At 60.2% G+C, this 12,871-nt stretch carries 8 protein-coding genes; 5 read left to right on the top strand and 3 right to left on the bottom strand.

The genetic code is table 11. The features are described 5' to 3' along the window. The first annotated feature begins 78 nt into the window (after nt 1-78). Nucleotides 79-1,230, top strand: a complete 1,152-nt coding sequence (gene macA, locus ACMTA2_RS20000) for a macrolide transporter subunit MacA (protein ID WP_413791424.1) — start codon at nt 79-81, stop codon at nt 1,228-1,230. A 2-nt stretch (nt 1,231-1,232) separates the two neighbouring features. Further along, nucleotides 1,233-3,194 (top strand): MacB family efflux pump subunit, encoded by a 1,962-nt coding sequence (locus tag ACMTA2_RS19995; RefSeq protein WP_413791423.1) that lies wholly within the window; start codon nt 1,233-1,235, stop codon nt 3,192-3,194. Between the two features lie 76 nt (nt 3,195-3,270). On the opposite strand, the gene ACMTA2_RS19990 is transcribed toward ACMTA2_RS19995, so the two are convergent. Beyond that, nucleotides 3,271-4,611 (bottom strand): diaminobutyrate--2-oxoglutarate transaminase family protein, encoded by a 1,341-nt coding sequence (locus ACMTA2_RS19990; RefSeq protein ID WP_413791422.1) that lies wholly within the window; start codon nt 4,609-4,611, stop codon nt 3,271-3,273. A 293-nt stretch (nt 4,612-4,904) separates the two neighbouring features. Between ACMTA2_RS19990 and ACMTA2_RS19985 the strand changes: the two genes are divergently transcribed. Genes ACMTA2_RS19985 through ACMTA2_RS19975 form a run of 3 tightly spaced genes read left to right on the top strand, consistent with a single transcriptional unit; the run spans nt 4,905 to nt 10,506 of the window. After that, nucleotides 4,905-6,335 (top strand): efflux transporter outer membrane subunit, encoded by a 1,431-nt coding sequence (locus tag ACMTA2_RS19985; RefSeq protein ID WP_413791421.1) that lies wholly within the window; start codon nt 4,905-4,907, stop codon nt 6,333-6,335. Beyond that, the gene (locus ACMTA2_RS19980; protein ID WP_413791420.1) at nt 6,332-7,435 is read left to right on the top strand and encodes an efflux RND transporter periplasmic adaptor subunit; all 1,104 of its coding nucleotides are present in this window, start codon (nt 6,332-6,334) and stop codon (nt 7,433-7,435) included. The genes ACMTA2_RS19985 and ACMTA2_RS19980 overlap by 4 nt, the downstream gene beginning before the upstream one ends. Continuing rightward, the gene (locus ACMTA2_RS19975; RefSeq protein WP_413791419.1) at nt 7,432-10,506 is read left to right on the top strand and encodes an efflux RND transporter permease subunit; all 3,075 of its coding nucleotides are present in this window, start codon (nt 7,432-7,434) and stop codon (nt 10,504-10,506) included. Before ACMTA2_RS19980 ends, ACMTA2_RS19975 begins: the two co-directional genes overlap by 4 nt. Before the next feature lie 66 nt (nt 10,507-10,572). Here the strand turns inward: ACMTA2_RS19975 and ACMTA2_RS19970 are convergent, their stop codons facing one another. Both ACMTA2_RS19970 and ACMTA2_RS19965 read right to left on the bottom strand, forming a co-directional pair. Then, a complete protein-coding gene (locus ACMTA2_RS19970) occupies nt 10,573-11,439 on the bottom strand; it encodes a helix-turn-helix domain-containing protein (RefSeq protein ID WP_413791418.1) in 867 nt (288 codons plus the stop codon). Between the two features lie 29 nt (nt 11,440-11,468). Further along, entirely contained in the window at nt 11,469-12,242 is a 774-nt protein-coding gene (locus ACMTA2_RS19965) for an acyl-homoserine-lactone synthase (protein WP_413791417.1), read from the bottom strand. Between the last annotated feature and the right edge of the window lie 629 nt (nt 12,243-12,871).

Raw genomic sequence — 12,871 nt, 5'->3', positions numbered from 1 at the left:
CGGTGCTTCCTTGACACGCATCCATGGAACCCGGCGCCACGTTGGCCGGGTCTGAAATCAACGCACTCATGGTTATTTATGGAAAAGTCGAAGTTTCGCAAAATCGCTATCGTGCTCGTACTGGTCGTGGTGGCCGGTCTGATTTTCTACAGCGCGCAATCGCCGGGCAAACCGCCGGAGTACCTGACTGCCATGGTCGAGCGCACGGACATCGAGAACGCGGTGCTGGCGTCCGGTACGCTCCAGGGTGTCAAACAGGTCGACGTCGGTGCCCAGGTGTCGGGCCAGTTGAAATCGCTCAAGGTCAAATTGGGCGACAAGGTCAAGAAGGGCCAGTGGCTCGCGGAAATCGACCCGATGCTGGCGCAGAACTCCTTGCGCCAGGCCCTGGTCAACGAGGAGAACCTGGTGGCCAAGCGGCAGGCCACGGCGGCGCAACTCAAGGACGCCAAGGCCACCTATGATCGCTACAGAAAACTGCAACCGGACGACGCGATCTCCAAACAGGAGTATGAAACCGCCGAGTCCAACTACAGGGTGGAGGAGGCGAACCTGCTCTCCCTCAATGCACAGATCAAGGACGCCCGCATCCAAGTGGAAACCGCGCGGGTGAACCTGGCCTACACCCACATCGTCGCGCCGATCGACGGCTATGTGGTGGGGATCGTCACGCAGGAAGGCCAGACCGTGATCGCCGAGCAACTGGCGCCGGTCCTGCTCAAGCTCGCCGACCTCGATACCATGACGGTCAAGGCGCAGGTCTCGGAAGCCGACGTGATTCACATCGTGCCTGGCCAGGAGGTGTATTTCACCATCCTGGGCGAGTCGGAAAAGCGTTACTACGCCACGCTGCGCGGCACTGAACCGGCGCCACAGAACTTCCTTGAAACCCAGAGCGCCGGGACGCCGAAGCAAAACACCGCGGTGTTCTACAACAGCCTTTTCGACGTACCGAATCCCGACCATCGCTTGCGCATTTCCATGACGGCCCAGGTCCGTATTGTCCTGGACAAGGCCAAGGACGTGTTGACCGTTCCCGTCGCTGCCCTGGGTGCGAAAAACCAGGATGGCAGCTACGTGGTCCGGGTGCTGGATGCCGAAGGCAAGGCCCAGCCGCGTAACGTGCGCATGGGCATCAACAACAACGTCAGGGCCGAGATCAAGGATGGCCTGGCCGAAGGTGACAAGGTTGTCATCGGCGAGCCGACCCCGGCCGTGGCGGGAGCCTGACCATGACCCGACCATTGCTGGAACTCAAGGGCATTACCCGCAGCTTCATGGCTGGCGAAAAGGCCTTCATCGCCCTCAAGGACATCAACCTCACGATCAATGCCGGTGAGGTGGTCGCGATCACCGGGGCGTCCGGCTCCGGCAAGTCGACCTTGATGAACGTGCTCGGCTGCCTGGACCATCCGAGCGCCGGAAGCTACAAGGTGGACGGGTGCGAAACCGGTTCGATGAACGATCAGGAACTGGCGGTCCTGCGTCGTGACCACTTCGGTTTCATTTTCCAGCGCTACCATTTGCTGCCGCACCTGAGCGCTTTGCACAACGTCGAAATGCCGGCGATTTATGCCGGCGCCGCCGAGTCCCAACGGCACAGTCGTGCCGGGGAGTTGTTGAAGCGTCTGGGATTGGTGGGGCACTTGAGCAATCGACCCAGCCAACTCTCGGGTGGTCAGCAACAACGGGTGAGTATCGCCAGGGCCCTCATGAACGGCGGCGACATCATTCTGGCGGACGAACCCACCGGGGCGTTGGACACCACCAGCGGCAAGGAAGTGATGAAGATCCTGCTGGAGCTCAACCGGGCGGGGCACACGGTTATCATCGTGACCCACGATGAGAAAGTGGCGGCCCACGCCCAGCGCATCATCGAGATCCGTGACGGCGAGATCGTCAGCGATCGGCCCAATCCGCAGCAACCGCTGGAGGATCAGGCGCCGCAGGGCACACGTCCGGCCAAGGTCAAGCCGGCCAATGGCCTGCTCGCCAGCTTTGGCCTGTTCAGCGAAGCGTTCAACATGGCCTGGGTGGCGCTGGTGTCCCATCGCATGCGCACCCTGCTGACCATGTTGGGCATCATTATCGGCATCACCTCGGTGGTCTCGATCGTGGCCATCGGCGAAGGGGTCAAGGAGTATGTCCTGAAGGACATCCAGGCGATTGGCAGCAATACGATCGAGATCATGCCCGGGGCCGACTGGGGGGACAGTCGCTCGACGGCGATCGAAACCCTGGTGTTGTCCGACGTGACGGCCCTGAGCGATCAGTATTACATCGACAGCGCGACCCCCAACGTAGGCCGCAATCTGCTATTGCGCTTTGAAAACATCGACGTCAACGCGACCGTCAACGGTGTCAGCGAGAGCTATTTCCAGGTTCGCGGGATCAAGATCGGCTCCGGCGTCGCGTTCAGCAAGGACGACGCCCGGCGGCAGTCACAAGTGGTGGTGATCGACCACAATACCCGCCAACGGCTGTTCGGCCCGAACACCGACCCGTTGGGCAAGGTGATCCTCATCGACAACCTGCCGTGCACGGTCATTGGCGTCACTGAAGACCGCAAGAGCGTGTTCAATACCAACAAGAACCTGAACGTCTGGATGCCCTATGAGACGGCGGCAGGCCGACTGCTGGGCCAGCGATTCCTGGACAGCATCACGGTGCGGATAAAGGACGGGCAACCGAGCAAGGTCGTGGAAGACAACGTCGTCAAGCTCCTGACCCAACGCCATGGCATCAAGGACTTCTTCACCTACAACCTCGACAGCGTGCTGCAGACGGTGCAGAAAACCAGCCAGTCCCTGGCGCTGTTGCTCTCGTTGATTGCGATCATCTCGCTGGTGGTGGGTGGCATCGGTGTGATGAACATCATGCTCGTTTCGGTGACCGAACGTACCCGTGAGATCGGTATTCGCATGGCCGTCGGTGCTCGCCAGTCGGATATCCGCCAGCAGTTCCTGGTGGAAGCGGTGATGGTGTGCCTGATGGGTGGCACGATTGGCATCGCCTTGTCGTTTGGTATCGGCTACGTCTTTTCGATCTTCGTCAAAGAGTGGCAGATGGTGTTCTCGATGGGATCGATCATCACGGCTGTCGTCTGTTCGACCCTGATCGGGATCGTGTTCGGCTTCGTGCCCGCGCGCAATGCCGCGCGGCTCGATCCGATCAATGCATTGGCACGCGACTGACCAAGGCTGCCAACACAGGACCCTGTGGCGAGGGAGCAAGCTCAAGCTCCCCGCCACATGAGGGTGCCTGGCCGTTCTATACCGCTTCGCGTGCGGCAAGCGGGCGCGTCTCGCCGACCTTCCCGAGCGCCTGTTCGAAGCGGTCCAGCACCATGCCGACTTCGGTCTCGGTGATGGTCAGGGGCGGCAGGAACCTGAGCACCGCGCCATGGCGCCCGCCGGTTTCCATCATCAAGCCATTGTCGAAGCAGTTGAGCTTGATGGCGTGTGCACGGGCGCCGTCAGCCTGGCCGGCGCGCTGGTTGTCGGCCGGCTTGGTGATTTCCACACCGATCATCAATCCGCGACCGCGGATGTCGCCAATGAATGGAAAACGCTGCGCAATCTCCTGCAGGCCGCTGTGCAGTCGCTCACCCATCCGCGCGGCATGGGCGACGAGCTGGTCTTTCCTGATTTGCTGCATGGTGGCCGCGCCGGCAACCATCGCGACCTGATTGCCGCGGAAGGTCCCCGCATGCATGCCAGGCCCCCAGGTATCCAGATGTTCGGCGTACACGATCACCGCCAGTGGGTAGCCACCGCCGATGGCTTTGGACAGCACCAGGATGTCGGGGACGATGCCGGCATGCTCGATGGCGAATGTGCTACCAGTGCGGCCCAGGCCGGTCTGGACTTCGTCGACGATCAGCAGGATGTCCTGCTCCAGGGTGATTTCCCGCAGGGCCCGCAGCCAGTTGGCCGAGGCCGGGATGCAGCCGCCTTCGCCTTGCACCACCTCGACGATGACCGCCGCCGGTTTGGCGACGCCGCCCTCGGGGTCCGAGAGGACGGTACGGATGTAGTCGATGGACAATTGATCGGTGTGCTCGCCATTCGTGCCGAACGGGCATCGAAATCGATAGGGGAAGGGAAGAAAGTGCGTGCCTTGGGCAATCAAGCCATCGCCGGTCTTGGGCGACAGTTTGCCCATCGCCGACAGTGCGCCGGCCGTCATCCCGTGGTAACCGCCGTGGAACGCCATCAATGGCGAGCGTTTGGTGTAGTGGCGGGCCAACTTGATGGCGGCCTCGACGGCATCCGACCCGCTGGGCCCGCAGAAGAGAATCTTGCTGGTGTCCCGCATTTTCGCCGGCAGCAGCGAGAACAGCTCCTGCACGAACGCATGCTTGGCCGGCGTGGCCAGGTCCAGTGCCTGCTGCAGGTGATCGCTGTCGAGGAAGCGCATCACCGCATCCCTGACTTCGGGCGGGTTATGCCCGAGGGCCAGTGTCCCGGCGTTCGACAGGCAATCGAGGAACTCCTGGCCGCTGGCGTCCTTGATACGCATGCCCTTGCCGCTGACGAACAGGCGCTGGAAAGTCTGCGCATAGGTACGTGCGTTCGACTCGATGTTCTCGAGGTAAGTGAGTGCTTCCATATTCGATCATCCATTGGCGAAGGAGCGTGAACCGAGTGGGGCCATTCATGCTCGTCAGCACGTGCAGCCATTACTGGGCAGGTCGAGCTCATTTCAACAGGCCCCCGTCGTTATCGCGAGTTTTCCAGCCGGCAGCTGTCCCCAATTTCCACGCCAGACATCGGAACGGGTGCGGGGTTAAATAACTGCCACACGAGCCTCGTCGAGCCATCGTTAATAATCTGCCACCTCCCTGAGCTGTGCCGGTGCCGGGTGCCTTGCTGTCTCCACCTTTGACACCCTTAGAGAACGCTATGCATGTCTTCAAGCCTCCAGAGAGCCTATTGCTGGTGACACTGTGTGCGGTGGCCTTGAGTGGCTGCGTATTGGGTCCTGACTATCGGGTGCCGGACGTTCCGATCGCCGCCAAATGGCAGGCACCACTGCCCCATGGTGCGTCGGTGGCGGCGTTGGCCGACTGGTGGCGGCAATTCGATGACCCGGCGCTGGCCGAGCTTTTGCGCCTGGCCGAAGCCGATAGCCCGTCCATGGACCAGGCCTGGGCCAATATCTCGCTGGCCCGTGCGACCGCCAACAGTGACGCCGCCGATGCCTTGCCCACGTTCGACGGCAGGCTGTCAGGTGGCCGAGGCGGGCAGCAGACCGGTTCTGAACGCCTGGGGGGCTCAGGTTCTTCGGCGACGATGGATGCCGCCTGGGAGCTGGATCTGTTTGGCAAGTTGAGTCGCAACAATGAAGCGGCCAGCGCTCGCGTCGAGGCGCGGGTGGATGACTGGCATGACGCGAGGGTGTCGCTGGCGGCCCAGGTCGGTGATGACTACGTGCAATACCGGGGATGCCAGAAGTTGGTACTGGCCTACCGCGACCAGGCCCAGTCACAACAAGATACCGCGCGCATCACGCGTCAGTCGTACGGGGCGGGTTTCACGTCCTCCGCCGACGCCGCGCTGGCCGATGCCAGTGCCGCCAGCAGCGCCGCAACCCTCGTCCAGCAGCAGAGTGAGTGCCAGGTGCTGCTCAAGAGCCTGGTGGCGCTGACAGGCAGTGATGAAGGGCGACTGCTGGAGGTGCTCGGTCACACGCCGGCGCAACTGCCGCAGCCGGCCGAACTCGATGTGCAACAGATTCCGGCCGACTTGCTGCGCCAGCGCCCGGATGTCGCCTCCCGCGAGCGCGAGCTGGCGGCGGCGAATGCCGAGATCGGCGTGGCCCAGGCCGATCGCCTGCCGAGCCTGAGTCTTTCCGGAACGATTTCCGTGGGCTCCATGGTGGGCCAGCGCAACCGCTCCTGGTCCCTGGGCCCGGTGCTGTCGATTCCATTGTTCGACGGTGGCAAGCGACGCGCGGCGGCGGAGAGCGCCAAGGCCTCCTATGACGCGACCCTGGCGGTCTATCGCCAAACGTTGCGCACCAGTGTGATGGAAGTGGAACAGGCCCTGGTGCGTCTCGATGCGGCACGGCGCCGGGAGTCGGATGTGGAGCGGTCCACCGCCGGGTTCCGGGAATCCTTCGAGGCCATCAATCGCAGTTGGCAGGCCGGCAACGTCAGCCTGCTCGACCGCGAAACCGCACGCCGCCAGGCGCTGACAGCCGAGATCGAATTGATCACCTTGCAACAGAATCAAGTGCGCTACTGGATCGCCCTGTACAAGGCATTGGGAGGGGGTTGGCAGGCCGGTCAACCCCTGGCGCAGAGTCGGGCATTGGGCGGAGACGGCGCGTGAGGTCCAGACCAGGCAACGTCGCGTTGACAATCATGGTGTGCGCGATCGTGGTGGCGTTGATCTATTTTCGCCGAGGCGCTGAACCGGTCGAGGCCGCCCCCCGGGTCAGCAGCTTGAGCGTGGAAGTCGTTCAGGCGCAACGCCAGATCTGGCCGCAATTGCTGTTTGCCAATGGCGCGCTCGCACCCTGGCAGGAGGCAGTCATCAATGCCGAGACCAGCAACTTGCGCATCGCCAGCATCGAAGCCGATGTGGGCAGCCGCGTGAAGAAGGGCCAATTACTCGCCACGCTGGCCAGCGAAACGGTGATTGCCGAGGAAAACAAGCAGAAGGCGCTCCTCGCCCAGGCCAACGCCAACCTGGAACAGGCCCGCTCCAATGACCGGCGGGCCCGGGTCGTGGGACAGGGCGGGGCGTTGTCGGAGCAACAGCGCGAAGACTATCGGATCAAGGTCGCGCTCGCCGAAGCGGACCTCGCCAGCGCCCGCGCCGAATTGCAGAGTACGCGCATCAGGCTCGGACAGACCCGTATCGTCGCTGTGGACGATGGCATTATTTCGGCCCGCACCGCATTGCTCGGCAAGGTGCTGACCGCCGGCGACGAGCTGTTTCGCATGGTGCGCGACGGCCGCATCGAATGGCAGGCCGAGTTGGATGCCCGCCAACTGGCCCAAGTGCGGGCTGGCCAGGTCGCCCGCATGACATTACCCGATGGCCAGCGCCTGGAAGGCCGTGTACGGCTGGTATCGCCCACGTTGAATACCAAGACCAGCCGGGCACTGGTCTACGTTTCCCTGCCGACCGACAGCGCCGCCCAGGCCGGCATGTATGCCAGTGGCCAAATCGAACTGGCACCGCGCGAGGCTGTCACGGTACCGGATACGGCCGTCATCCTGCGGGACGGGCGTTCCTATGTGTTCACGCTCAATGACGACATGCGTGTGGTCCAGCGGCCGGTGGTGGTCGGCCGGCGCATGCATCAGGCCGTGGAGATCCTCAGCGGCCTCGACGAGCCCGCGCGCATCGTGCGGGCCGGCGGTGCGTTCCTCAACGATGGCGCGAGCGTGACCCTCGTTCAATCCCAGGTCGCCCAGCCATGAACATTTCCGCCTTGTCGATCCGCCATCCGGTCCCGGCCGTCATGCTGTTCATCTTGCTGACGCTCTTTGGCCTGTCGGGTTTCGAGAAGCTCGCCATCCAGGATTTCCCCGACATGGACCTGCCAGTGGTGGTGATCAGCGCCTCGCTGGAAGGCGCGGCTCCGGAGCAACTGGAAACGGAAGTGGCACGCAAGATCGAGGACAAGCTGACGTCCCTGCGCCTGCTCAAGCACGTGACGACGAGCATCACCGACGGCGCCGTCAACATCAACGTCAGCTTTGACATCGACAAGGATGGCAACGAGGCGCTCAACGAGGTGCGCAACGCGGTCGACAGTGCCATGGCACAACTGCCGGCGAGCCTTGATACACCCTCGGTCTCCCGGCTGACCACCAGTGCCTCGGCGTTGCTCACCTATGTCATCGACTCCGACAACCTGGATGAAGAAGCCTTGTCCTGGTTCGTCGACAATGAGTTGAGCAAACAGTTGCTGGCGGTGCCTGGGGTGGCCATGATCGGGCGCATGGGCGGGGTCGACCGGGAAGTCCAGGTCAATCTCGACCCGGCACTGATGGCAGGCCTGGGCATTCGTGTCTCGGACGTTGCCAACCAGTTGCGGGCCATGCAGAAGGACAACTCCGGCGGCCAGGGCAACCTGGGCAGCGGCCAGCAAGCCATGCGTACCTTGGGTGCGATTGACGATCCGGCAGCCCTCGGCGCTATCGACATTCCCAGCGGCGACGGGCGCCTGCTCGCCCTGGGGCAGTTGGCCGACATTCGTGACACCCACGCCGAACGCAGCACCCGGGCGTTTCGCGACGGCAGGCCGGTGATCGGTTTCCAGATCACCCGTTCCCTGGGGTTCTCCGATGTCGGCGTCGCCAATGATGTGCGCAAGGCCATGGCCGCGTTTGAGAAACAGCATCCCAACGTGCAGATCGCTGAGGTCAGCGACACGGTTGGCGCTGTGCTCGCCAATTATCACGACTCGATGAATTTGCTGTACGAAGGCATGCTGTTGGCGGTGCTGGTGGTCTGGTGGTTCCTGCGGGACTGGCGCGCCACGCTTATCGTCGCCACGGCACTGCCGTTGTCGATTATCCCTACCTTTGGGGTGATGTACCTGGCCGGGTTTACCCTCAACTCCGTTTCCCTGCTGGCCCTGGCCCTGGTCATCGGTGTGCTGGTGGACGATGCCATCGTCGAGATCGAGAACATTGCGCGGCACTTGCGCATGGGCAAGACCCCGCGTCAGGCCGCCATCGAGGCTGCGGATGAAATCGGCCTGGCGGTGCTCGCCACGACGGTCACCCTGGTCGCGGTGTTCCTGCCCACGGCGTTCATGGGGGGGATCGCCGGGAAACTGTTCCGCCAGTTCGGCGTGACGGCGTCGGTTGCGCTGTTGTTTTCATTGCTGGTGGCGCGGCTGCTGACGCCGATGATGGCAGCTTATTTCCTCAAGGCAAGGAACGAAACCGACCGGGACAGCCCGTTGATGACCCGCTACCTGGGCTGGATCCACGCCAGCCTGACTCGGCGCAAGACGACGATATGCCTGGCAGGCCTGTGCTTCGTCGCCGCCCTGGCATTGGTCCCCTTGTTACCCACCAGCTTTCTGCCAGCGCAGGACACCGGTCGCAGCAAAATCACCTTGGAGTTGCCGCCGGGAACGACGTTGGAACACACCACCGCGATGGTGTTGCAGGCCAGCGAGCGGCTGCTCGAGCTGCCCGATGTCGTGCATGTGTTCAGCTCGGTGGGAACCGTCAGCCATTCGGGCGCAGGGCCCGCCGACATCACCGGCGCCGGCGATGCAGTCCTGACGGTGGAGTTGGCGTCCCGGGAGACGCGCGATCGCAAGCAGGTGGAGGTCGAAGCGCAGATGCGCCAGCTATTGCACACCCTCCCGGGTGTACGCATCAACGTTGGCGGCGATGGCAGCGGAGAGAAGCTCGATATTGTGCTTGCCAGCGATGACGGCGATCTGCTGGAGCGTACGGCAAGCGCCCTTGAGCCCCAACTGCGTGAGCTGCGCGGGATCGGCAATGTCTCGTCCAGCAGCGCCTTGCAACGGCCGGAAATCCAGATGCGACCGGATTTTGCCCGGGCCGCGGAGCTGGGGATCACCAGCCAGGACATCGCCGATACCTTGCGCATGGCGACTTACGGCGAATATTCCTCGCAACTGGGCAAGATCAATTTATCCCAGCGTCAAGTGGACGTGCGGGTGCGCATGGACTCGCTGTTGCGCGACGATTTGCAGGCGATCAGCCAACTGCGGGTGACCGGTCGAGACGGCCAGGTTGCCCTGGCCTCGTTGGGGGAGATCGGCATGGGCAGCGGGCCGGCGCAAATCAGCCGGCTGGATCGCCTGCGTAATGTCACCCTGTCGGTCGAACTCAATGGTCGCAATCTGGGCGAGGTCATGGCCGAGGCTCGCCAACTGCCGGTAATGCGCAACTTGCCAGCCGAAGTGAAACGGGTGGAGCAGGGCGAGTTGCAACTGATGACGGAGCTGTTCGCCAGCTTCAGCCTGGCCATGGCCATCGGCGTGTTTTGTATCTATTCGGTCCTGGTGTTGCTGTTTCACGATTTCTTGCAACCGGCCACGATTCTTTCGGCGCTGCCGCTCTCGCTGGGTGGCGCGTTGTTGGCCTTGCTGGTGTGCAATTTCAGTTTTTCCCTGCCATCGGTCATCGGCTTGTTGATGCTGATGGGCATCGTGACCAAGAACTCCATCCTGTTGGTGGAGTACGCCATCATGGCCCGCCGCGATTATGGCCTGGGTCGATACGAGGCATTGATGGATGCTTGCCACAAGCGTGCCCGTCCGATCCTGATGACCACCATTGCGATGGGCGCAGGCATGTTGCCGACAGCAATGGGCATGGGCGAGGACCCGAGTTTCAGGCAACCGATGGCCGTGGTGGTGATGGGAGGATTGTTGACGTCAACGCTGTTGAGTCTATTGGTGGTACCGGTGATTTTTACTTACGTGGACGATGCGTTGCAATGGCTGAAGCGTCGTACTCAAGCACCGATGGAAGAAAGGGCGGTGGAAAAGGCATGAGGGGAGTCCATATTCCCCCAACAGATACTCATTCGGTCAACGAACGAGCAATCGTTGGGGGTAGGTTCATACGGCCTGTTGAATCGCGTTATTGCCATTCCATTCCAAGTGAGCCGGAGTGGCATCCATTGAATGCATCCAGCGGATCAGCGAACGACGCCCGCCAATACCCATCTTTATGGCTGCGCGCTTCAGGTAACTTTCGACGGTGTTGACTTTCAGGTTCAGTTGTTCGGCAAGTTCGGGAGCGGTGCGTCCGGCCAACAGACCCACGCACACTTCCGTTTCGCGAGAAGACAAACTCAAACCCGATAAAAGCAGCCGATCGGCGAACCGTTGGCGCAGGGCTTCCATGCCGCCGTTTTCCGAGGCGTCCAAGGCCAGGAAGGGGTCCTGACGAGTGGACTCCGGTGGAACAAGGGCAGCCACATGCTCTTCGACCATGGGCAATAGCAGGCAAGAGAAATCTTTTAGCAACGCATGTTCCTGCGCAGAAAATCCCTTTGAAAGTGGCGAGCGGTATATGGACAGTACATAACGACGACCATTCTTTCTGGTCGCCAGGTGTAACTGTGTAGTGGTGTTATAGCCAGGCATTTTTTCCGAGCGCTCGCTTTTTAGCAGGCATCGGGAAAAGTTGGGCATTTTTTGCGGAGGTGCGTCTTCAAAGAGAATATCGTCGGCGAGGAAAAAAGGCTTGGTACTATGAGCGTCCATGAGCGCGTCGACGCAGGCGCTGTCCATGCCGACGCAGCCCAGGCTGGAAGTGCTGGGTTCAGACATGTTACTGGTGCCGATTCGTTGTTCGGTAATATGCGTGGCGTCCACGGGTATTTCCGTGAGTATCAGGTCATGCAACAGGCGAGGGAAGTTGCGGCTACCTGTGCTGGCAATCACTTTGCCAACGTGCGGGAATAATCGTTGTAGGTTCATCCTTTCTCCAAAATCATCCAAGTGTTTGATTATAACTGCAGCTCAGTGTGCACGAGTCTCGTTGCTGGAATGTTTCGACCTGGGAGTGCGTGGGCAATGACCAGGGAGGTAGGGAGTGTATCTGACGAGCGGTATTTCATGGCGTCTTTATTAAAGATGATGGCTTTGTTGATCGCGTTCTTGCTGAGAACTTCTTCATACGCGTTGAGGGTGCAAGGCAATGTGCCGTAGATGATGCTTTCTCCTTTCGAGCCTAATGCCGTATTGAGTCTTTCAACTGCCCATCCTGAACGTTTCAGGATTTTTTCCATCAGGGTGTCTACAACAATTTCATACGTGTGAATTTTTTGTTGTTGGGCGAACTTAATCATTGACAGGAAAAGTGCCGCTGTGCGAATGTCTACACTAGCTCGAGTGAGTTTTCCTGTAACGAAATTGTCGTCCGAAAGTGCAAATCTTGTGGCTTCCCAACATTTGTCCAGGCACGGTCTGGTTTCTTCGGCCGGAAGGATAAAACTCAAGGGGCCGCTCATCAGTGTGGGTTTGCTGGAAGGGCGTAGTCGAACACAGCCGGTGACTCGGTCGTTTTGATGGGCGTAGATATAGATGGCGTCGGAGTCGTCGTATTCATCCCACTCATAGTCACTGCCTTGATAGCTTTCAATATCCCACTTCTTTCGGTCAATAAAAGCAAGTTTGCGAATGGACAGAATTTGTTCGAGGATTTTGAGTGGGACTTTTGAGTAGCTTGCGATGCTGGTGGTTACGCCGGAAAAATCATAGGTGCATGAGGAGTAGTTCATGAATGCGACTTCTTGGCTGCAGGTGGAGCTACTGTTAACTTTGCACTAAGGTATTTCAACTGTCCTAAAGTACAGTCTTTGATTTGTAGAGTGCACAGCCTAATTAGTGGGTCTGCTTCTGTCGCAGGATTATAATTGTGAGGAGACTCGTTAGTTGTGGAGTTTTGTATCGCTGCGAATCCAAAAAAGTACAGATTTTGCATGGTGGCGAGCTGGTATTATTTGAGTAAATTGAAATGGCGTTTGTTGTGCTTTTTTTTGACGTTTCGAAAGCTGCGAACATAACTGATTGATATTTTTCGATTCAAAAAATTGACGCATTAAGAGGTAGCTTGAAGCCCTTTCTCAAGCGGTCGTTGAGTGCGGGTTGTCTAGTCTCTCCTTCCTCGGCTGATGGGGTTCTCGTGAGTCCGAGAAATATCCATTGGCGGGGCGGAAATTAGTGTGTGGCACATTGATGTTGGTCTAGTGTTTCTGCTCTATTAAGTTGGTTGTATGACTTCGTATGACTTGGAGAGGTGATCCCCTGTGATTCGAATTTGACTTCACTTGGCTCGTGCTTGAAGTCATGTGGAAAGATGATGGAACGATCGGGCCCTGAAAGTTGGCCTGCAGGCTTCTGAATATGG

This window comes from Pseudomonas medicaginis (assembly GCF_965119365.1).
Lineage (GTDB): Bacteria > Pseudomonadota > Gammaproteobacteria > Pseudomonadales > Pseudomonadaceae > Aquipseudomonas.
Note: the sequence above shows the minus strand (reverse complement) of the source record. Positions and strands in the feature narration are given on the sequence as shown.